The organism is Thalassospira australica (assembly GCF_000763295.1).
In the GTDB taxonomy this organism is placed as follows: domain Bacteria; phylum Pseudomonadota; class Alphaproteobacteria; order Rhodospirillales; family Thalassospiraceae; genus Thalassospira; species Thalassospira australica.
The window spans coordinates 555597-576120 of record NZ_JRJE01000032.1; the positions used below are offsets into that span (position 1 = coordinate 555597).

Annotated in this window: 18 protein-coding genes; 12 read left to right on the forward strand and 6 right to left on the reverse strand. The window is 54.2% G+C overall.

The genetic code is table 11. The annotated features are described in order from the left end of the window. Positions 1-63: 63 nt before the first annotated feature. Positions 64-1410, reverse strand: coding sequence for an RsmB/NOP family class I SAM-dependent RNA methyltransferase (locus JF44_RS0118735; RefSeq protein WP_033070427.1), 1347 nt, complete (start codon positions 1408-1410; stop codon positions 64-66). Between the two features lie 223 nt (positions 1411-1633). Between JF44_RS0118735 and JF44_RS0118740 the strand changes: the two genes are divergently transcribed. The 4 genes from JF44_RS0118740 (at position 1634) to purH (ending at position 8282) form a co-directional block, all read left to right on the forward strand. Next, the gene (locus JF44_RS0118740) at positions 1634-2647 is read left to right on the forward strand and encodes an MraY family glycosyltransferase (protein ID WP_033070428.1); all 1014 of its coding nucleotides are present in this window, start codon (positions 1634-1636) and stop codon (positions 2645-2647) included. Between the two features lie 124 nt (positions 2648-2771). Continuing rightward, a complete protein-coding gene (locus JF44_RS0118745; RefSeq protein ID WP_238318505.1) occupies positions 2772-4757 on the forward strand; it encodes a polysaccharide biosynthesis protein in 1986 nt (661 codons plus the stop codon). 198 nt (positions 4758-4955) lie between these two features. After that, positions 4956-6362 (forward strand): 2-oxoadipate dioxygenase/decarboxylase HglS, encoded by a 1407-nt coding sequence (hglS, locus tag JF44_RS0118750; protein ID WP_033070709.1) that lies wholly within the window; start codon positions 4956-4958, stop codon positions 6360-6362. A gap of 342 nt (positions 6363-6704) precedes the next feature. Beyond that, entirely contained in the window at positions 6705-8282 is a 1578-nt protein-coding gene (gene purH / locus JF44_RS0118755; RefSeq protein WP_052066045.1) for a bifunctional phosphoribosylaminoimidazolecarboxamide formyltransferase/IMP cyclohydrolase, read from the forward strand. An 81-nt stretch (positions 8283-8363) separates the two neighbouring features. On the opposite strand, the gene JF44_RS0118760 is transcribed toward purH, so the two are convergent. Genes JF44_RS0118760 through hemC form a run of 4 tightly spaced genes read right to left on the reverse strand, consistent with a single transcriptional unit; the run spans position 8364 to position 13075 of the window. Next, on the reverse strand, positions 8364-9815 hold the full coding sequence (locus JF44_RS0118760; protein WP_052066046.1) for a heme biosynthesis protein HemY: 1452 nt from the start codon (positions 9813-9815) through the stop codon (positions 8364-8366). Next, the gene (locus JF44_RS0118765) at positions 9812-11326 is read right to left on the reverse strand and encodes a COG4223 family protein (RefSeq protein WP_033070711.1); all 1515 of its coding nucleotides are present in this window, start codon (positions 11324-11326) and stop codon (positions 9812-9814) included. The genes JF44_RS0118760 and JF44_RS0118765 overlap by 4 nt, the downstream gene beginning before the upstream one ends. Before the next feature lie 58 nt (positions 11327-11384). Beyond that, complete coding sequence (locus JF44_RS0118770) at positions 11385-12107, reverse strand: uroporphyrinogen-III synthase (RefSeq protein ID WP_033070430.1); 723 nt, start codon at positions 12105-12107, stop codon at positions 11385-11387. Positions 12108-12130: 23 nt separating this feature from the next. Further along, a complete protein-coding gene (gene hemC, locus JF44_RS0118775; protein WP_033070431.1) occupies positions 12131-13075 on the reverse strand; it encodes a hydroxymethylbilane synthase in 945 nt (314 codons plus the stop codon). A 297-nt stretch (positions 13076-13372) separates the two neighbouring features. Here hemC and tsaD point away from each other — a divergent pair, with 297 nt between their 5' ends. The 5 genes from tsaD (at position 13373) to JF44_RS0118800 (ending at position 16627) form a co-directional block, all read left to right on the forward strand. Then, on the forward strand, positions 13373-14431 hold the full coding sequence (tsaD, locus tag JF44_RS0118780) for a tRNA (adenosine(37)-N6)-threonylcarbamoyltransferase complex transferase subunit TsaD (protein WP_033070712.1): 1059 nt from the start codon (positions 13373-13375) through the stop codon (positions 14429-14431). A 61-nt stretch (positions 14432-14492) separates the two neighbouring features. Then, the gene (locus JF44_RS0118785; protein WP_033070432.1) at positions 14493-15497 is read left to right on the forward strand and encodes an NAD(P)H-dependent glycerol-3-phosphate dehydrogenase; all 1005 of its coding nucleotides are present in this window, start codon (positions 14493-14495) and stop codon (positions 15495-15497) included. A 102-nt stretch (positions 15498-15599) separates the two neighbouring features. Then, complete coding sequence (locus JF44_RS0118790; protein WP_033070433.1) at positions 15600-15878, forward strand: YciI family protein; 279 nt, start codon at positions 15600-15602, stop codon at positions 15876-15878. A 3-nt stretch (positions 15879-15881) separates the two neighbouring features. Further along, on the forward strand, positions 15882-16295 hold the full coding sequence (locus JF44_RS0118795) for an EVE domain-containing protein (RefSeq protein ID WP_033070434.1): 414 nt from the start codon (positions 15882-15884) through the stop codon (positions 16293-16295). After that, positions 16292-16627: a Rieske (2Fe-2S) protein gene (locus JF44_RS0118800; protein ID WP_033070435.1), complete on the forward strand. Its 336-nt coding sequence runs from the start codon at positions 16292-16294 to the stop codon at positions 16625-16627. The genes JF44_RS0118795 and JF44_RS0118800 overlap by 4 nt, the downstream gene beginning before the upstream one ends. A gap of 38 nt (positions 16628-16665) precedes the next feature. Here the strand turns inward: JF44_RS0118800 and JF44_RS0118805 are convergent, their stop codons facing one another. Then, entirely contained in the window at positions 16666-17475 is an 810-nt protein-coding gene (locus JF44_RS0118805; RefSeq protein ID WP_033070436.1) for an alpha/beta hydrolase, read from the reverse strand. A 57-nt stretch (positions 17476-17532) separates the two neighbouring features. Between JF44_RS0118805 and JF44_RS0118810 the strand changes: the two genes are divergently transcribed. From JF44_RS0118810 to infC, 3 genes are all read left to right on the forward strand, one after another. Further along, positions 17533-18747 (forward strand): glycosyltransferase family 4 protein, encoded by a 1215-nt coding sequence (locus JF44_RS0118810; protein ID WP_052066047.1) that lies wholly within the window; start codon positions 17533-17535, stop codon positions 18745-18747. After that, positions 18744-19775 carry a glycosyltransferase family 9 protein gene (locus JF44_RS0118815; RefSeq protein WP_081944505.1) on the forward strand — a complete coding sequence of 344 codons (1032 nt, stop codon included), beginning with the start codon at positions 18744-18746 and terminating at the stop codon, positions 19773-19775. Before JF44_RS0118810 ends, JF44_RS0118815 begins: the two co-directional genes overlap by 4 nt. A 229-nt stretch (positions 19776-20004) precedes the next feature. After that, positions 20005-20520 carry a translation initiation factor IF-3 gene (infC, locus tag JF44_RS0118820; protein ID WP_033070438.1) on the forward strand — a complete coding sequence of 172 codons (516 nt, stop codon included), beginning with the start codon at positions 20005-20007 and terminating at the stop codon, positions 20518-20520. The last annotated feature ends 4 nt before the right edge of the window (positions 20521-20524 follow it).

A 20524-nucleotide genomic window follows, 5' to 3' on the forward strand; every position in this document is an offset into this window, starting at 1 on the left:
GTCACCCGGATGGGCAGCATGGCAGCCTTGTTGCGTTAACGATGTACGGTAGTGTGTGCGTAATCAGGACGTTTTGACAAGCCGGGCGCAGAAAAAGCCATCCATTCCACCGTATTCTTCCATATGGATCGGCAGAATGCGCAATTCACCTGCATCATTGATCGCCTCGCTCCAGCCGCCAAGTTCATCGGCGGTGATGGCTTTGCGTTCGTAGTTTGGATGATTGGCAAGGAACGATTTGACCTGATGTTCGCCCTCTTCGGGTTGCAGCGAACAGGTGCAATAGATCAGCTCGCCACCAACATTCAAAAGCTTGTCTGCTTGATTAAGCAGCTTGGTCTGGATCGGCAGAAGCGACCGCATCAGCTTGTCATTCTGACGCAGCAGGATGTCGGGATGACGGCGAATGGTGCCTGTGGCTGAACAGGGCGCATCAAGCAGGACCGCATCGGCACGCGGGGTGTCGGGGGCCAGATCGGTGGCATCGCCGGTAACAACAGCTGCACCAAGTGACACACGTTCAAGATTTTCAAAAACGCGTTTCAGACGGCCTTCGGATTTGTCGACGGCAATTGCACTGGCGCCAAGGGCGGCCAGTTGCATTGTTTTGCCGCCCGGCGCGGCACAAAGGTCATAGATGGTTTTGTCTTTGTAGTTCGAAAACAGCGTTGCCGGAATGGCCGCAGCCGCATCCTGTACCCACCAGTCGCCATCCTTGTATCCTGGAAGATCACGGATACGACGGCCTGGTTCAAGCCGGACCGATCCGGTCGGCAGGACAAGACCATCCATCTTTTCTGACCAGTCGGCAGCCTGATTGCGACCCTTGATCGACAGATCCAGCATAGCGTGTCCAAGGCTGGCTTCGGCAATGCCTTGGGCGATTTCAGCGCCATAGGCCTTTTTCCACGATCCACGCAGCCATGCCGGAATGTTAAGCTGCCAGTCTTCGACACCTTCGGGCCATTCAAAGCCGTCGCGTTGCAAGCCACGCAGCACCGCGTTCACAAGCTTCACATATTTATGAAGCCCGGCATCACGGGTCAGGTTCACGGTGCTGTCAACCGCACCGTAATCTGACGTGTCCATGAAAAACAATTGTGCGACACCCAGACGAATGATGTTGGTCAGGCGCGCGGCAACCCGATCCTGTGGCGGTTGATATCGCGGGGCAAGGACCGCATCGATTTCGCCCAGATGGCGAAGCGTGGTGCCAAGCAACTGGCGCAGAAAGTTGCGATCCAAAGACGGCAGACCATAGCCATGCTTTGACAGAAGTTCATCCAGCGTCACTTCACCACCGCGCAATTCCTGCAACGTTTTCAGCGCCAGCATACGCGGATCGGGTGCTTCTACCTGCTGTTTGCGGGGAGCATTGCGTTGCTGCGGACGGGACCGACGTTCTGTCAAAAGGGTATCTCCAGTTTCGAGTTATGTGCTGTAGTTAAGCGCAGCACATCAAACTGTAAAGCATCAAGCGTTTGTTTCAATGGCATGGCTGCCTTGTTTGTGAGGCGATCTATGGGGTGAAAGTACGTTTTTCACAGGTTGAAAAGCCTTGCGATAGTGTTGTCACCCGGCTAATCCAGACAGTCCAGATTTGACCGGGGCAGGTGACAGGGACAACCCAACGATGACTTTTGCCGGACTTGCGACCTTTGCAAGCATCTTTCTTGTCAGCTCGATGTTGCTGACTTGGGGTGTGCTGAATTATCTGCGGCGCAAGGCGATCCTTGATACGCCCAATCATCGTTCCAGCCATGCCGTACCAACCCCGCGCGGGGGTGGTCTTGCGATTACACCGCTTTTGATTGTGCTGATCGCAGTTGTTTTTGCCTTTACCGGTGTGACCTCTATCGGTCCCTGGTTGATGTTGGCGGCTGCAGGCGGGCTTGGTTTGTTAAGCTGGCTTGATGATCGTCATGACCTGCCTGCAGCCAAACGTTTTGCCCTGCAATTTGTTGCTGTGATGATCGGCGTGCTTGCCCTGGATAAACCCGTTTTGGGCGGAATTGTGCCGATCTGGCTGGATCATGTTCTGGTGGTGATCGCTTGGGTCTGGTTCATCAATCTGTTCAATTTCATGGATGGAATTGACGGCATTTCCGGGGTAGAAGCCGGGTCCATCGGGCTTGGCATATTCATTTTGGCGCTTTTCGTGCCATTGCCGCAATTTATTGGCCTTGGCTACATTGGGCTTGGCATTCTTGCGATCATGATCGGATTTCTGATCTGGAACTGGCATCCGGCGAAGCTGTTTTTGGGGGATGTCGGGTCCGTTCCGCTTGGCTTTATCTTGGGTTGGTTGTTGCTTAAGGTCGCATCAGAAGGGGCGTGGGCCATCGCACTTATCCTGCCGTCTTATTATCTGTTTGATGCAAGCTTCACCCTGATCAAACGCGCCCTGAGACGTGAAAAAATCTGGCAGGCCCATCGCGAGCATTTCTATCAACTGGCGATCCAGCGCGGATTTTCCCATGCGCGGGTTTCGATCATGATCCTGATCAGCAACATGATTTTGATCGCGATCTGTTTTGCCCAGAATGATACGCCCGATTGGATGCGTGTTGTTGCGGCCCTGTTTGTTGTTCTGGGGCTTGTCGGGATGATGGTGCGTATGCCGGTTGGGCGCGCACCAAACGCGTGATCCCTATCCCATCAATCGGCTTTGCTTGACTTGACGGGGGCGGAGGGCGAAAAGAAAGCCCTATCCGTCTTTCGCAAAGTGGATATATCCTTATAAAAACAGAAAACTGCCGGTAAGGGACCGCATGCTGCGATTAATTCAGCGAAGCCACATTGCCTTTGCCCATGACATTCTCATGGCTGCCCTTTCCTTCCCGCTGGCGTTATATCTGCGGGTTGGCGACGGTGTGGCCTATTATTCGCTGGATAATATCATCTTCTCGGCAGCGATTTTTACCCTGATTGCAGCAGTATCATTCTGGTACTTCGGGCTTTATCGTGGCATCTGGCGCTATGCGTCGCTTAATGACGTTATCCGCATTGCCAAGGCGGTCTCGGTTGCAGTTGCTGCTCTGTTTATCGTGTTGTTTTTAACCACACGTCTTGACTGGATGCCGCGTTCGGCACCGATCATTCAATGGTTCCTGTTGATGGCGATGTTGGGTGGATCGCGACTGACCTACAGGATTGCCAAGGATAAATCGACTGCCCGTGCGCTTGTTCGCCAGGGAACGACGCGGTTGCCGGTTCTGTTGATTGGGGCGGGGGATGAGGCCGAAGCTTTCATCCGTGAAACAGAACGGTCTGCTGATACGCCTTTTAGGGTTATTGGCATCGTATCGCTGACTCAGGGGCGGGTTGGGCGCAACATGCACGGTGTTGACGTGCTCGCCACGGTGGATCAGCTTGAAGATGTCATCAAGAAGCTGGAAAAGAGCCGGTATGGTTTACCGCGTCGTCTTGTGCTGAGCGGCGATGCCTTGCGCCATGAAGACAACGCCAAGTGGGTGGAAATTGCCGATCGTTATGGCATGACGCTTGCCCGGTTGCCGAAACTGGGTGACCTGCGCGAAGGCCTTGCCGATCCGTTGCAAATTCGCCCGGTGGCGATTGAAGATTTGCTTGGTCGACCACAGGCCCGCCTTGATCGTGAGCGCGTACGTCAGATGATCGCCGGTAAGCGGGTTCTGGTGACCGGTGCCGGGGGGTCTATCGGGTCGGAATTGGTGCGCCAGATCGCATCTTATGGCCCACTCAGCCTGACGTTGGTCGATGCTGGCGAATACCAGCTTTATGCCATTGATATGGAGATGGCGGAAAAATATCCCGATATCGCGCGCGACAGTATTCTTGGCGATGTTCGGGATCGTACCCGGATCGGTCAGGTGTTTGGTCGCCATGCCCCGGAAATCGTTTTCCATGCCGCGGCCTACAAACATGTTCCATTGGTTGAACACAATCCCAATGAAGGCATCCTGACAAATACACTTGGCACGCGAAATGTTGCTGAAGCCTGCCGGGAGGCCGGGGTTGGCACCATGGTTCTGATTTCAACCGACAAGGCGGTGAACCCGGCAAATGTGATGGGTGCGTCAAAACGTCTGGCAGAATGCTATTGTCAGGCACTGGAAACCTTGCCTGCCGATCAACGTGGCCCAACCCGGTTCGTGACAGTGCGGTTTGGCAACGTTCTGGGATCAACCGGATCGGTGGTGCCACTGTTTAAGCGTCAGCTTGAAGAAGGCGGGCCGCTTACGGTGACCCATCAGGATATCACCCGGTATTTCATGACCATTGCCGAAGCGGTTGAACTTGTTCTGCAGTCAGCAGAACTCGGGCGGCATGGTGTGACGGATGGTGGCAAAATCTTTGTTCTTGATATGGGACGGCCGGTCAAAATCGTTGATCTGGCTCGTCAGATGATCCTGCTGTCAGGTCTTCAGCCGGACAAGGATGTCGAGATCAAGGTTACCGGATTGCGTCCGGGCGAGAAACTTTATGAAGAGTTGTTCCACGATTCCGAGCCACCCGTTCCCACAGATACCGATGGTGTGATGCTGGCAGCCCCACGGGTGGTGGATTATGAAAAAATCCGTCAGGTATTCGCGGCCCTTGATGAAAGTGCCTCTGGTCGCGACACGCACAAGACCCTTGATTTGATCAGTCAATTGGTGCCGGAATTCCAGCCGCCCGAGATTGGCGTAAAATCAATCTTTGCAGATGGGGCAACGGATGCCCCCGGCAGTGCTGTGGTAACGGATTTGGATAAAGCTGCTGGCGGCTCCGCGTAAGCACCATTTTCGTCGGAAATCCCACAATTGAAAATTGCAGTGAAACTTCATTCTTTCATGGAATGAAGTTGTGCCGAATTGTCGTTTGTCACTGGAAAAATCGCGAAATATGGTGCCTTCAGAGTGATGAATTGGAATGATCTTGTTCGGCAGGAACATTCCGCAGGTTCAAATGGATCCCGTCTTTTGGAGACCACCATGTCGGCAGACGCCTTTGTCCATCCTGATGAAATCCGTTCTATGTTTTCCGGCGCAATGTCTGAGATGTATCGCGCGGAGGTGCCGCAATACGGCACGCTGATGGAACTGGTTTCCGAGGTAAATCAGCATAAATTGACCGCCGACAGTGCGTTGGCAGAAAGCCTTGCTGATCGTGGAGAAATGGAACGGATAGACCTTGAACGCCACGGCGCGATCCGGTTGGGCAAGCCCGAGGAACTTTTTAACATACGCCGCCTGTTTGCGGTGATGGGCATGCATCCGGTTGGATATTATGATCTGTCCGTTGCGGGGGTGCCGGTCCATTCAACTGCCTTCCGTCCGATTGATGACGCGGCGCTCAAGCGCAATCCGTTTCGGGTTTTCACCTCGCTTCTGCGGCTTGAATTGATTGAGGATAAAGAGCTTCGCGATCAGGCCGAACAGATTTTGGCCCAACGCGAAATCTTTACCGCCAATGCGATCAAGCTGATTTCTGTGGCAGAAGATAATGGCGGTCTAACGCGTGATCAGGCGGCGCAGTTCGTGGCTGAGGCACTTGAAACATTCCGTTGGCATAGTAGCGCAACGGTATCGCTTGAAACCTATAACAAGCTCCATGATGCCCATCGCCTGATTGCCGATGTTGTGTGCTTTAAGGGCCCCCACATCAACCATTTGACGCCGCGTACCCTTGATATCGATGCCGTGCAGCGTGAGATGCCAAAACGTGGCATTTCACCCAAAGCCGTTGTGGAAGGCCCACCGACACGCAACTGTCCGATCCTTCTGCGACAGACCAGCTTCAAGGCGCTTGAGGAAAGGGTCGAATTTGCTGGTGATCATTCAGGCGAAACAGTCGGCACCCATACCGCACGCTTTGGTGAGATTGAGCAACGTGGCATTGCTTTGACGTCAGAAGGCCGCAAGCTTTACGACACGCTTTTGTCGTCGGTACGTCATGCGGTGCAGATCAATGCCGATGGATCAAACGCGTGCGACTATGACACCGAACTGACGGAGCGTTTCAAAGCCTTCCCCGATGATTATGAAACGCTCCGGGTCGAGAAGCTGGCGTTCTTTCGCTATCGTGTGACGGATGCTGGCCTGGCGGCGGCGCAAAAAGGCGGCCTGTCGACGTCTGTCGATGAACTGGTGGATCAGGGATATTTGCGGGCCGAGCCAATCATCTATGAAGATTTCCTGCCGGTGAGTGCTGCGGGCATTTTTCAGTCAAACCTTGGCAGTGACGGACAGAAAAACTATTCCGAACACGCCAATCAGGACGTGTTTGAGAAGTGCCTGGGGGCCAAAGTCGCCAATGAACTCAGCCTGTATGCAGAGCTTGAGGCCGCCTCCCTCGAAGCTTCTTATCAGGCGTTGGGCATTCGCAAGCAAGTTGCCTGATGAAAACCGGCAGTGACGGAACAGGGGGGCGCAGGGGTACCCTGTTCTGTGTCACGTGTTTTGCATCAATTACCCTGATTGTAAAAGCCGCCATGCAAGAATTCGGGGTCCACATTTTGCGCTGCACATGCTAAAGCTCCGCGCGAAACATGGTTCGGACTCATTGATCATGTGTCGGCCCGGATTGGATGCGTTGTTTTCCGATCGCGTGTTAAGGCCGGTTTGCCCGCAACACTGTCATTTCGCATGCACGAGCAGCCATGCGCATTCCTGATTTTGTGGGCCGATATATCATCAATGGGTCCGTAATCTTCATCACATTGATGCATGAAAGCGAACCCAATGACTGCTCGTATTGCGCGCGCGCTTATTTCCGTTTCCGACAAGACCGGTCTGGTAGAATTTGCCAAATCCCTTCACGCTCAGGGTGTTGAAATCCTCTCGACTGGCGGTTCTGCCAAGGCGATTGAAGCCGCTGGCGTGCCGGTCAAGGAAGTTGCCGACCACACCGGTTTTCCCGAAATCATGGACGGTCGTGTCAAGACTCTTCATCCGAAAATTCACGGCGGCCTTCTGGGCCGCCGTTCTCTTTCCAGCCATATGCAGGCGATGGAAGATAACGACATTTCCCCGATCGATCTGGTGTGTGTGAACCTTTATCCGTTTGAGGAAACCGTTGCCAAGGGTGCCGATTTTGACACCTGCATCGAAAATATCGATATCGGTGGGCCAAGCATGATCCGTTCGGCGGCAAAGAACCATGAATCGGTCACTGTCATTGTCGATCCGTCTGATTACGACCGCGTCGTTGCCGAGATGAATGACAATGGTGGCGCCACCACCGCCGAAACCCGCCGTGTTCTCGCTGCCAAGGCGTTCGCCCGTACCGGGGCCTATGACTCGGCAATTTCAAGCTGGTTTGCAGGCGAACTTGGTGAAACCTTCCCGCAGCGCTTGAATGTTTCAGCCGAATTGAAACAGACGCTTCGTTATGGTGAAAACCCCCATCAGCAGGCCGCCTTCTATACCAACGGCAAGAACCGCCCCGGTGTGGCCACCGCGACCCAGCTTCAGGGTAAGGAACTGTCGTTTAACAATCTGAACGACACTGATGCTGCGTTCGAACTGGTTTCAGAGTTCGATGAAAAGCCGGCTGTTGCCATCATCAAGCATGCCAACCCGTGTGGCGTTGCCGAAGGAGAAAGCCTGATTGATGCCTATCACAAGGCATTGTCGTGTGATCCGGTATCGGCATTCGGTGGCATCATTGCGGTCAACCGCACACTTGATAAAGCAACCGCCGAGGAAATTGCCAAGTTGTTTGCTGAAGTCGTGATTTGCCCGGATGCAGATTATGCCGCCAAGGAAGTTCTTGCTGCGAAGAAAAATCTGCGTCTTCTGGTCACCGGTGGCATGGCCGAACCAGAGGGCGAAGACATGACCCTGCGTTCGCTGGCTGGTGGGTATCTGCTGCAGAATCGCGATGCCGGTCGTGTGAAGCGCGAAGAGCTTAAAGTCGTCACCAAGCGCAAGCCGTCTGAAGCAGAGCTTGATGACCTTCTGTTTGCCTTCCGCGTTGGCAAGCACGTCAAATCAAACGCCATCGTCTATGTCAAAGACGGTAAAACCGTCGGTGTTGGTGCTGGTCAGATGAGCCGCGTTGACAGCTCGCGTATTGCAGCATGGAAGGCCGAAGAAGCAGGCAAAAATGCTGGTGAAGCCGAGCTGCGGACACAAGGTGCTGTTGTGTCGTCAGATGCGTTCTTCCCGTTTGCAGATGGTCTTCTGGCCGCGGTCAAGGCCGGGGCAACAGCGGTGATCCAGCCGGGTGGTTCCATGCGTGACGAGGAAGTCATTGCTGCTGCCGATGAAAACAACATTGCCATGGTCTTTACCGGCATGCGTCACTTCCGCCACTAGGCGGATTTTCATCCTGCCAAAAGAAAAACCCCGCAAGGTCACCTTGCGGGGTTTTTCTTTTAATTGATGATGGGAAAGCCGCTAGACAGCCGGTTGGCTTGCGGCTTTCGGATGGTTCGTCACATCATCGGATGCATCTGCATCCTTGTCATGTTCGATGACCGTGCCTTCCTGCTTGATAGCAGCGGGTTCTTTGGAAGCTGGTTTCTCGGCATCGGGTTTTGGTGGAACCGTTTCATCCTGATGAATGCGTAGCGGCGCACGCCATTCGACACTGCCAAAGGAATGGCAGGATGGGCAGGAAACCACCCAACGATCTGTTTCTGTCCCGCAGGCACCACAACGCCAGTCAGGGTCCGGGTTGGCGTGACTTGCCTTGATCAGCAACTCACGGGCCTTGGCTCCATCCTGATGTTCGCGCAGCGCAAGATCGGCCATAAGACGGTAATGGCGTGCTTCTGCCTTGGTCGCCATGGCCTTTTCAAGGTTGCTGCGTGCCATGCCCCAAAGGTCGGCCTCAAGGGCGGCTTCGGCCAAAACGATCTGGCTTTCGACGTGATCTGGGTTGTTGGCAACCAGCTTTTCAACCGATTTCACCTGTGCCAGCGCATCTCCGGTCAATGTTTCACGGAAGATCGACCCAAGTGCGGCAGACGGGACTGTACGCCAGCTTTGGATGACAACGTCGCACGCCTTGCTGTCCTGCTTCAGATCGCGATAAAGTCCCGCCAGCAAAACAGCCGCCCCGGTGAAGTCCGGTTCGGCATTCAATGCCTTGCGCAGAAGTTTGATTGCTTCGGCATTCTCACCCGATGCAATGGCGTCTTCTGCCTTGGCCGTGATCAGAAGGGCACGGCGATGCGTCAGTTCCTTTTCGCCAAATACAGATGCCTTTTGCGCATCCACCAAAAGCCCAAGCGCACGGTCCCAGCGTTTGGACGTCAACAATAAGTCAAACAGGGTGACAATCACCGACGGGTTGCGCGGACGCAGACGGTGCGCACGTTCAGCATACTCAAGTGCAGCTTCGCGATCATCGGACTTTAATGCCAGTTGTAAAAGACCGCGCAAACCGAAGAAGGCCGAATCGGGTTTTTCCAGCATGGCTTCAAACTGGCGCTTGGCGGCTTCATTGTTGCCGTCAAGCTCTGCCGCCTGTGCCGTCAAAAGACGTGTTAGCGTGTCATCTTCTAGATAGCGGTCCACGGCACGGGTATGTTTAAGTGCCTGACGCACGTCACCTGACGCCAATTCCAGCAAACCCATGGTCAGGGCCTGCTGGCCTTTTTTGCGTCGGCGACTGCCCAAAAGGCGTCCAAGCCAACCCGGTGAATTGGCAATGATCGTCCAGCCACGCCACACCAGCACCAGAACAGCGGTCAGGGCCAGTAATCCCAAAGCGACCATCCCGATTGAGCCATCAAAGCGATAGCCCAGCCAGACAATCGTCATGTTGCCGGGATTATTGGCAAACCATACGGTACAGAAAACCAGCGCGGCGGTTATAAGGACAAACGTCAGCAGGCGGATCATTGGCTGCCCTCCGTGCCGGTCAGAATGCTAATGGCATGTGAACTCAGCGTCGCAATCGAGGTGTTAAGCGTCTGACGGTTTTCTGCAGCACGCAGCCAGTCACTTACAGCTGCCGCCGCGTGATCACCTTCGATCCCCTGAAGGGCTGCGACGGCAGCATCAAGGTCATCTTGGGCAAGCGCGTTTTCAGCCAGAACCAAACGACCTTCGAGTGACTCTTCGCCTGCGGCATCAACGCGCCGGACCGGCACCAGCTTTTTGATGTTCGCCCATGTTGCGTCAAGGACACTGCCCGAATGATCGTCGGTTGCTGCTGCAACGGCTTCTTGCGCCATGACCGGGAAGGACTGACGCAATTTTTCGATGGTCGGTGCACCTTGGTCGGCAAGCGGCTTAAGGGTTTTGATTTGCTCGGCGATTACTTCATCATCACCGGCACTGCGTTCAAGCTGATTAAGGGCAATAACGAACGGTCCGCCGCGCTGCAGGGCATCGCGCAGGATCGTAACTGCCATGGCAATTGCCTGACCACGGCTTTCAACACGAAGGCCACTGGTTGCGCGCACTTCTTCTTCCATGGTCGACAGGCGGGCAGACAATTCACGCATTTCATTGGCAACACCCGCCAGTTCGCTTTCAACGCGGGCGAGTTCTTCAATCGGTGCGGTGCGGGTTTCGATTTCCGCCATGCGGCGCGCAACTGTATTGTTAAGCGTATCCCCGCGCTCGTTATTCAGACGTTCGCGCAGGGCATCGATTGTTCCTTCCAAACGCGACAGACGTTCTGTCAGATCCGGATCCATAACCACAGAGCCATCCGGAAGGGGGTCTGCATTCGTCATGGTGTCAGTGTTGGCGTCGTCAGATACGTTTGGCAACATGTCTTCGGTTGCCACCTCGCCGTCATCCATCTCAGCCATGGGAACGTCTTCGCTTGGTTCCGGAATGCCGGTGCTGTTGGTGGATTCGGATTGGGTTGGCGTATTGGTAACGGTGATGTCCTCAGCCGGGGTCGTGTCCGGCCCATAACCATCAGGCGCAATTTCAGCCAGAATGTCGTCGGGTACATATTGTGTGAGGACCGGTTCCGCATCGCGCCACCAGATTGCGCGAGTTAACCAACCGGCGGCCAAGGCACCAACGATGATGATCACAAACAACAGCAGGGCCTTGCCGCCGCTGCCTTTGCGCTTGCCCGATGTGCCTGATGTTGCCGCGCCAGATGATGCTTTGTCATCGACAGGTTTGTCGCCAGATTTGGACCGATCTGTTGTACCCGTTGTCGAAGCACCTGCGCCGGGTTTTCCAGCTTTGCCAGAAGCAACGCTGTCCTTGGCTGATGTGCCTGTTCCGGTATTCGGGACACTGGATTTGGCAGAACTGCCGGCCTCAGCCTTTTTCGGGCCCGAGTTCGCATTCCCCTTGCTGTCAACGGAAATGGTATCGGTCGATTTTTTGGTGTCGGCCGATTTTGCGGAAGCATTGGATTTTGGCGTTTCTGGTGTTTTCACGATCGAACCATTGCAGTTTGCGGTTGTTCCCAAAACGGCGGTAGGCGATTGAAAGCCATCACGATAGGGACTGATCTAATAAAGAAAGAAGGTATTCTTGTGTCGGCTGAGATGCAACGTGCGTTCTATGCCATGTAAGGTCGGATATCTTCGATTGCACGGCCTGGCTAAGGCAAATTGCATCCGTCCCGGCTAATTCTTTCTCCAGCTTATAGCTATGGACAAGCTTACCAAAGGTTTCCGCAGTGCGGGGAGAGAAAAATAAAACCGCATCAATATGATGCTGGTGTATTGCGTGCATGACATCTTTGGGAAACGTGTCGCATTCCTTGGCCTCGTAAACGGTTTGACGATCTACCTGATAGCCGTCTACCAAAAGCATCTGGCCAAGGTCCCCGGCTGTTTTACGGGCTGCCGGATGGAATATGGTTCCGGCCTTCGGATCAGATTTTTTGCGAATAAGTGCCGCAAGGTCCTGAATGTCGCCGTTGGCGGAAAGGATTTCTCTGAACCCGTAGCTCTTGCACGTCCGTGCTGTTGCATCACCAACGCAAAAGGCCGGCAAAGTCCGGTCATCAGACAGTTTGGCAAACGCCCGCACCCCGTTTGCCGAGGTAAAGACCAGCGCCTGATACCTTGAGGTATCAACTGAAATTCTCTGATCCGGTAGGACGATATGCAGCATTGGGGCAGACAGATGGCGATAACCGCGCCGGTTAAGCTCCGCCAATAGGTCGGCAGAGTCGGTGTCGGGCCGGGTATTTAAAACCAAGGATCCCATCTGCGTTCCTGTCAGTTGGCAAATCAGTCGGTAATGAAATCCGGACCGCCACGTTCTTTCAGCTCATTCCCGGCATCGGTTCCGGCAGCAGTCGCGGATGCGATATCGGGATTGTTGATCATGCGTTCGGTATCAAGGCGCTCACTTCCATCAGGGCGAACAATCGCCACGCGCAAGCGCAGATCGCCATCATCCTGAAATTCTGCCAGTGCGGCAATCGGGGTGCGGCATGACCCATCAAGTGCCTTGAGCGCTGCGCGTTCTGCAACCACGCGAACAGCAGATGTTTCGCAGTGAAGAACGGAAATCCAGTTTTTGCTTTGCACATCGCCGTCGCGGATGGTGATGCCAATTGCACCCTGCGCAACGGCAGGCAACATGTCGTTTTCGGCAATCGGTGCGGTGGCGATTTCAGGTTGGCCCAAACGGTTCAAGCCAGCCATGGCCAGCAAGGTGGCATCAACCTGTTCTTCGCGCAGTTTGCGCAGGCGCGTTTGCACATTGCCACGGAAGGTTACGACTTTGAGGTCCGGGAACTTGTTCAGGATCATGGCCTGACGGCGCAGGCTGGCAGACCCGATGACAGATCCGGCAGGCATTTCAGCAAAACTTTTGTATTTCAGGGAAATAAACGCATCGCGGACATCTTCACGTGGCAGAATGGTTGGCAGAATCATGCCGTCCGGCAGAACGGTCGGGACATCCTTCATGCTGTGAACAGCAAGGTCGATCTCGCCACCCAGCAGCGCGTCATCGATTTCCTTTGTGAACAGCCCTTTCCCGCCGATTTCAGACAGGGCCCGATCCTGAACCTTGTCACCGGTGGTGGTGATCACGGTGATGGCAATCGCGCCGTCTTCTGCAAGTTCCGGGTGGGCGTTTGCCAGTTTGTCACGCACCTCATGCGCCTGAGCCAGGGCCAAGGGGGAACCACGGGTGCCGATGCGAAGTTTTGCTGTATCTGTCATGAATGAAGTCTTAGTCTCAAAGCTCTTTAAAAACAAGGTCTGCGCATGCCTTTGTCGCCGTGAAAAACGCAACGAATTTTAAGTGATTTTAGGCCGTCGGATAATGGCGGCATTGATCTAAGTCGTGACGTATTAATTGGCGCATGTCGTCCCAAACGCGATAACTGCATATGGCAAATGCGTGGGTCGGGGGTGGAAAGCACAGAAAGTTTCCGCTACATCATCGCCAAGCCTATACGTGAAATCAAAAACGGATTGTCGGGTCTTTCTCCTGACCTGCTTAAGCGGATCAAAATTATGATCGTTCTGGGTATCGAAACCAGCTGTGATGAAACCGCCGCCGCTGTCGTTAATGACAAGCGCGAAATTCTGGCAAACCGTGTTTTGTCCCAGCTTGATGATCATCGTCCGTATGGCGGGGTCGTACCGGAAATTGCCGCGCGCGCCCATCTTGAACATCTTGATCGTCTGGTGGCCGAGGCCATGGATGATGCCGGTGTTGATTTTGATGACCTTGATGCTGTTGCCTGCACTGGGGGGCCGGGGCTGATTGGCGGTGTGATGGTTGGCACCATGACTGCCAAGGCGATTGCCTTTGCCGCGCAAAAACCCTTTCTTGCCGTCAATCATCTTGAAGGTCACGCACTGACTGTTCGGCTGACCGACGACGTTGCATTCCCCTATTTGTTGTTGCTGGTGTCTGGCGGGCACTGTCAGGTGCTGATTGTCGAGGGTGTCGGCAAATACAAGCGTATCGGCACCACCATTGATGACGCGGTCGGCGAGGCATTTGATAAAACTGCCAAGATGATGGGGCTGGGCTACCCCGGTGGACCGGCCCTTGAAAAGATTGCGGCCAAGGGCGATCCGAACCGGTTTGGCTTGCCGCGCCCGTTGCGCGGGCGGCCGGGTTGTGACTTTTCTTTTTCGGGGCTCAAGACCGCTGTTCGGACCTATATGGATGGCTTCCCTGTCGAACAACAGACTGAAGAGGTCAAAGCTGATCTGGCGGCCTCTTTCCAGCGGGCGGTGGGCGATACTCTGATTGATCGGGCGCGCAATGCGGTGTTTGAATTCATGCGCGACTATCCACAGGGCAAGACGCTTGTGCTTGCCGGAGGGGTTGCTGCAAACAAGTATCTGCGCGGACGGTTGGTGGAACTCACCGATCAGGCGGGCATGCAACTTGTTGCGCCGCCGCTTGAGCTTTGTACGGATAACGCCGCGATGATTGCATGGGCGGGTCTGGAACGGTTCCGATTGGGCGAACGTGATGACCTTGATTTCAAGCCACGTCCACGTTGGCCGCTTGATCCCGAAGCACCCAAACGTCCGGGGGCCGGGGTTAAGGCGTAATTGTTCCCTGTTTTGGCGTGCCTGATATCCGAAACGACTTCATTTTTGCCGGAATAGAATTATGAGAAAGCGCATTACAGTTGTTGGCGGTGGTGCCTGGGGGACGGCTCTGGCCTTGCAGGCCGTCCGGGCCGGGGAAGATGTTGAGCTCATCTTGCGCAACGCTGACCTTGCGGACCGGATTAACGTAAATGGTCAAAATGATCTTTATCTGCCGGGTGTCGATCTGCCCGGTGCCCTAAGGGCAACCATCCATTACGAGGGGTTGCGTGACTCTGATGCGGTCCTTCTGGTGACACCGGCCCAGCACCTGCGTGAAACACTGACCAAGCTTGCCGCGCATTGGCCAAATACACTTCCAGCCGTGATTTGCTGTAAGGGTATCGAGAAGAAAACAGGTGCGCTGATGGCGCAGGTGGTTACGGAAACCCTTGGTGATGTGCCGGTTGCAGTTCTGTCAGGGCCAACATTTGCGCAGGAGGTTGCTGTCGGATTACCGGCCGCGATCACCCTGGCCTGCGAAGACCGCGTTTTGGGTAAGCGTCTGGTGGAGTTGATCGGCACGCCGGAATTCCGGCCCTATTTCAGCACCGATGTGGCTGGTGTTGAGGTCGCTGGTGCGATCAAGAACGTTTTGGCGATTGCAAGTGGGGTGGTTGCGGGTTTGAAGCTTGGCGATAATGCGCGTGCGGCCCTGATTACGCGCGGTATTGCCGAAATGTCGCGTTTGGCGGTTGCCATGGGCGGACGGGTTGAAACGATGATGGGGTTAGCCGGACTTGGTGATCTGACCCTGACCTGCACCGGGACACTTTCACGTAATTACACCTTTGGCGTTGCCTTGGGCGAAGGACGGAAATCTGAAGATATCCTTGGCGAGCGTCGCTCGGTGACAGAAGGCGTTCATACAGCGGCCTCAATCACGGCAGTTGCCGAAAGATACGGAATTGAGATGCCGATCTGTTCGGCCGTTGATCAGGTTGCCAACCATGGGGCTGATCTGCGCGGTAGCATCAATGCGTTGTTACAGCGACCATTCCGCGATGAACTTGAAAACGCCAACTGAGGTCAGCCTTCGCTGCAATTTGCAAACGGGTTCGGCTTGAGAATGGGCTGCCCTTCTGTCACTTTATGAATATTGATCTCATAAAGAAGCAGGAAACAGTTCATGCATTTCTACATCCGCTGTGTTGACAAGCCCGGTCACCTTCATGTCCGCAAAGCCAACCGTGACGACCATCTGGCCTATATCAAGGGTGACTTTACCGACCGTATTGTTGCGGCGGGCCCGACTCTTGATCCCGATATGGAAGGTATGAACGGATCGGTTTTCATCATCGAATTTGATGCAATCGAAGATGCCCGCGAATTTGCGGCCAATGACCCCTATGCCAAGGCCGGTCTGTTTGAGTCCGTCGTTATTCGCCCGTTCAAGAAGGTCTTCTGATCCATGGCATACTGGCTGGTCAAAACCGAACCGGGAAGCTGGTCGTGGGACGATCAGGTCAAGAAGGGGGTCGAGGGCTGGGATGGTGTACGCAACCATCAGGCAGCGAAGAATCTTCGCACCATGAAGATCGGTGACAAGGCGTTCTTTTATCATTCGGTGAATGAAAAACGCATTGTCGGCATTGTTGAAGTGGTGCGGGAATATTATCCCGATCCGACCGATGAAAAAGGCAAGTTTGTTCAGGTTGATTTCAAGACGGTCAAACCCTTGATCTCGCCGGTTACGCTTGCCGATATCAAGGCTGACCCACGGTTTTCGGACCTGTCTTTGCTAAAACAATCGCGCTTGTCAGTCATGCCGATTGACGATGCGTCATGGGCGGCAATCTGCGAGATAGGTGGGGTTGATCCATGAGCGACCTTCCAGCAGCAGGCACAGTCCTTTGTGCGCTAAGCGATCTTGATGCGACCGGCGCCAAGGGGCTTAATCTTGGTGGGACTGGCATTTTTATCGTGCGTAGCGGTGAGGATGTTTTTGGCTACGTCAACAGTTGTCCGCATATCGGCGTGCCACTGGATATGGAGCCTGACGAATTCATTAGTGACTTTGGCGATGAAATCATTTGCTCCACCCATGGTGCACGTTTTCGCATCGAGGATGGTGAATGCGTTTCTGGCCCATGTACAGGTGACATGCTTGAACCGGTGGCTGTCAAAGTAAAGGACGATCAGGTCATTTTGGCCTGATCGTCCTTTACTCGAAAATGCCCGTCAAAGACAGCGGTCTATGCCACTGTCTTTGAAATGAGCTCATCAATATGCTTGGTGATCACATCCAACTGATCAGGCTCTGACAGGCGGTGGTCACCCGTTTTGATCAAATCCACACGGACATCATCTGTGGCCAATGCTTCTGTCAGGCGGATGGCGGTTTGCCATGGCACATCCGGATCTTTCATTCCCTGAACCAACCGGACCGGACAGCCAAGTTCAATGGGTTTGCGCAACAAAAGCTGTTTGCGACCGTCTTCGATCAGCGCGCGCGTGATGGTATAGGGATCGTCGCCATATTCGGTTGGCTCAATCAAGGCGCCTTGTTCCATGATGATTTTTTTCTGTTCTTCACTGAACTGCGTCCACATCAGGTCTTCGGTGAAATCAGGTGCGGCGGCAATGCCTATCAGACCCGCAACACGTTCCGTGCGTGCAAGGGCCGCCAAAAGCATGATCCAGCCGCCCATGGAAGATCCAACAAGAATCTGCGGGCCAGTGGCAATTTCATCAAGAATGGCAACGGCATCGCTTGCCCAGTGTCCGATCGTGCCGTCGGCGAATTTACCCGACGATTGTCCGTGACCGGAATAATCAAAGCGGGTATAAGCCACCCCCTGCCGAATGCAGTGTTCCTCAAGGTGGGTTGCTTTTGTGCCGGTCATGTCCGACATGAAACCGCCAAGGAACATGACGCCCGGAATATCAGGGGCCTGTGCCTTAGATCGCTTGCCCGGCACGTGATGGTATGCGATTTTTAAGCCGTCCGGCCGGTTGAGATATGTGGGCTTATTGGGCAGTTGCGTTGGCAGGTCATGTGTCATCCGGGGCATAAGTCCTTGGGTGTTTGTGGTTGGAGTTGCATGAGCACGTCAGAAATAATGACAGAAACAGTCTATCGATCAGAGCCCCAAGCGCAAGGCGGGGACTATCGACCTGCCGTCATTTTACAGGTATTGCCAGAACTTGACGCCGGTGGTGTCGAACGTGGCACCGTTGATATCGCCCGCGCCATCGTTGATGGGGGCGGTAAGGCACTCGTCGCATCGCAAGGTGGGCGGCTTGAGCGTGAACTGGATCGCTTTGGCGCACAGCACATCAATCTGCCGCTCAAATCGAAAAATATTCTGATCATGCGTCGGAATATCGATGCGCTTGTGAAGCTGATTCACGACGAAGGTGTGGATATCATTCATGCGCGCTCGCGTGCGCCGGCCTGGAGTGCTTATTTCGCCGCGCGCAAAACCGGTATTCCGTTCGTTACAACGTTCCACGGCACCTATTCAGGATATACCAACCCATTCAAGCGTCGCTATAACGCGATCATGACCATGGGTGATCAGGTGATCGCAATTTCCAAGCATATCGCCAATCACATCGATAAATATTACAAGGTCGAGCCTGACCGCCTGAACATTGTTCCGCGCGGTACCAATGTTGATCTTTTCAATCCGGAAAATGTCAGTCAGGAACGTTTGATCACGCTGTCAACCCAGTGGCGTTTGAATGGCGAAGAATACGTCATCATGTTGCCAGGTCGCATCACGCGCTGGAAAGGGCATGGTTTTCTTATTCGTGCGTTGCCAGCGGTTCTTGAAAAATTGGGACATCGAAAAGTACGTTGCCTCATCGTCGGATCGGATCAGGGTCGCACCGGATATCGTGAAGAGGTTTTGCAGATTACCCGCAGGCTGGGACTGGAAGATGTCGTCCATATTGTTGATCACTGCAATGACATGCCCGCAGCCTACATGCTGGCGGATGTTGTTGCATGCCCGTCAATCCAGCCCGAAGCTTTTGGGCGGATTCCATCTGAGGCGCAAGCAATGGGGCGTCCTGTAATTTCAACCGCGCATGGCGGGGCGATGGAAACGGTTCTTCCGGGGGAAACCGGTTGGCTCGTCAGCCCGAATGAAGTTGAACAACTGTCTCGTGCCCTTATTCAGGTGTTGAGCCTGACGCCCGAAAAACGTGCGAAGTTGGCGGCAAAGGGACGCAAGCACGTAATTGACGAGTACTCATTGGAACAGATGGCCGTACGTACGCTGAATGTCTATGCCAAGGCGCTCAAGCGGATAAACAGGAACGCTGCATGAGCACCCAAAAAAGTGAAACCGGATCGGATTTTCAAATCTCGGAAACTGTCAAAAATAATCTTTCCGACCCTGCCGACTCCGAGCGCGAACGAATTCTCGTCATCAAGCTTTCTGCCCTTGGCGATGTTGTTTTGGCGATGGGACCATTTGCTGCGATTCGTGACGCGCATCCCGATGCCCATATTACGGTCCTGACCACACGGCCTTATATCGATCTGATTCGGGCCAGCGGTTTTTTTGATTCTATTGCCATTGATCGTCGCCCAAAGCTAAGCCAGCCTCGCGAAATTCTGGCCCTTCGCCGTTTTCTGCGCAATGGCAAGTTCAACCGTGTCTATGATCTGCAGACATCAGATCGCAGTGGATTTTATTACAAACTGTTCTGGCCGGGGCCAAAGCCGGAATGGTCCGGCATAGCCAGAGGTTGTTCACACCCGCATGCCAACCCGCAACGTGATAGCATGCATTCGATTGATCGAATGGCAGAACAGCTAGCGGATGCAGGTATTGCCAATGTTCCGTTGCCGTCCCTGAGTGGACCCGACATTGATCTGGAACGGTTTGGTATTCGAAGCCCGTTTGTCTTGATATGTCCAGGGGGGGCGCCGCATCGCCCGGCAAAGCGCTGGACGGCGGAACGGTTCGGGCTGTTGGCCAAAAAACTTGCGGACTATCGCCTGACCCCCGTGCTGATTGGCACAGAAAGCGAAGCCGATGTTCTAAGCAAGATCGATCAAATGTGCCCGAAGGCGCGCAATTTGATGGGCAGAACCGGGTTTCTCGATATCGCAGCCCTTGCTGCGCGTTCGGTTCTGGCAATCGGTAACGATACCGGGCCTATGCATATCGCAGCGGCTGCCGGTGCGCCGTCCATTGTTTTGTTCTCACGCGAATCGGATCCCAAGCTCAGCGCGCCGCGTGGCCTTGGAAAAAATGCGGTAAGCATTGTGCGCGAAGGTGATTTGCGTCAGTTGACCGTGAATCGGGTGATGGATGAAGTTCGTCGGCGACTGGATCTGACCGATTAGAAAATCCAAGTTAAGCCCTGTCTCGGGGCTTTGGGACAAAGGCGCGGAAATTGGCGCTTTGCGCCCCGCGTAATTGCCTAAAAACATTGCTTTCTGAACGCACACGGATATGCTAGGTGAGGTCGCAAGGAAATCACTGTTTGAAGCAGTGCGTTTTTCCTTGTTTCTGTTTCTGACCGATTTGTTTGATTACCATAGGAGATTATCCATAGCACGACCACGCAAACCGATGCAGCCGACCAAGGAAGGTCCGCGCGTCAATGAGGATATCAAAGCCCGTTCCATCTGTGTTGTTGACGCTGAAGGCAATATGTCCGACCCGATAACGGTGCGTGAAGGCATTGAAATGGCAGCGGAAATCGGACTCGATCTTGTCGAAGTCGCTCCGAATGCCGAGCCGCCAGTGTGCAAGCTGATCGACTACGGAAAGTTCAAGTACGAACAAAGCAAGAAGCAGAACGAAGCCAAAAAGAAACAGAAGGTTATCGAGGTCAAGGAGATCAAACTCCGTCCGAACATCGATATCCACGACTACAACGTCAAACTGCGTGCTGCGCAGAAGTTTCTTGGCGGTGGCGATAAGGTCAAGGTTACGTTGCGTTTCCGCGGACGTGAAATGGCCCATCAGGACCTTGGTCTTGGCATGCTCCAGCGCTTCTCGGGGGATCTTGAAGATCTCGCTAAGCCGGAAATGATGCCCAAGATGGAAGGCCGTGTTATGATTATGGTGCTGGCGCCGCGTTAAGACG

What these genes read in the sequence shown, in the direction of transcription:
- infC (WP_033070438.1), top strand. Translation starts at nt 20,005, where the DNA reads ATGCAGCCGACCAAGGAAGGTCCGCGCGTCAATGAGGATATCAAAGCC.
- JF44_RS0118815 (WP_081944505.1), top strand. Translation starts at nt 18,744, where the DNA reads ATGAGCACCCAAAAAAGTGAAACCGGATCGGATTTTCAAATCTCGGAA.
- JF44_RS0118800 (WP_033070435.1), top strand. Translation starts at nt 16,292, where the DNA reads ATGAGCGACCTTCCAGCAGCAGGCACAGTCCTTTGTGCGCTAAGCGAT.
- purH (WP_052066045.1), top strand. Translation starts at nt 6,705, where the DNA reads ATGACTGCTCGTATTGCGCGCGCGCTTATTTCCGTTTCCGACAAGACC.
- JF44_RS0118810 (WP_052066047.1), top strand. Translation starts at nt 17,533, where the DNA reads ATGACAGAAACAGTCTATCGATCAGAGCCCCAAGCGCAAGGCGGGGAC.
- JF44_RS0118795 (WP_033070434.1), top strand. Translation starts at nt 15,882, where the DNA reads ATGGCATACTGGCTGGTCAAAACCGAACCGGGAAGCTGGTCGTGGGAC.
- hemC (WP_033070431.1), bottom strand. Translation starts at nt 13,075, where the DNA reads ATGACAGATACAGCAAAACTTCGCATCGGCACCCGTGGTTCCCCCTTG.
- JF44_RS0118805 (WP_033070436.1), bottom strand. Translation starts at nt 17,475, where the DNA reads ATGACACATGACCTGCCAACGCAACTGCCCAATAAGCCCACATATCTC.
- JF44_RS0118760 (WP_052066046.1), bottom strand. Translation starts at nt 9,815, where the DNA reads ATGATCCGCCTGCTGACGTTTGTCCTTATAACCGCCGCGCTGGTTTTC.
- JF44_RS0118740 (WP_033070428.1), top strand. Translation starts at nt 1,634, where the DNA reads ATGACTTTTGCCGGACTTGCGACCTTTGCAAGCATCTTTCTTGTCAGC.
- JF44_RS0118790 (WP_033070433.1), top strand. Translation starts at nt 15,600, where the DNA reads ATGCATTTCTACATCCGCTGTGTTGACAAGCCCGGTCACCTTCATGTC.
- JF44_RS0118785 (WP_033070432.1), top strand. Translation starts at nt 14,493, where the DNA reads ATGAGAAAGCGCATTACAGTTGTTGGCGGTGGTGCCTGGGGGACGGCT.
- hglS (WP_033070709.1), top strand. Translation starts at nt 4,956, where the DNA reads ATGTCGGCAGACGCCTTTGTCCATCCTGATGAAATCCGTTCTATGTTT.
- JF44_RS0118745 (WP_238318505.1), top strand. Translation starts at nt 2,772, where the DNA reads ATGCTGCGATTAATTCAGCGAAGCCACATTGCCTTTGCCCATGACATT.
- tsaD (WP_033070712.1), top strand. Translation starts at nt 13,373, where the DNA reads ATGATCGTTCTGGGTATCGAAACCAGCTGTGATGAAACCGCCGCCGCT.
- JF44_RS0118770 (WP_033070430.1), bottom strand. Translation starts at nt 12,107, where the DNA reads ATGGGATCCTTGGTTTTAAATACCCGGCCCGACACCGACTCTGCCGAC.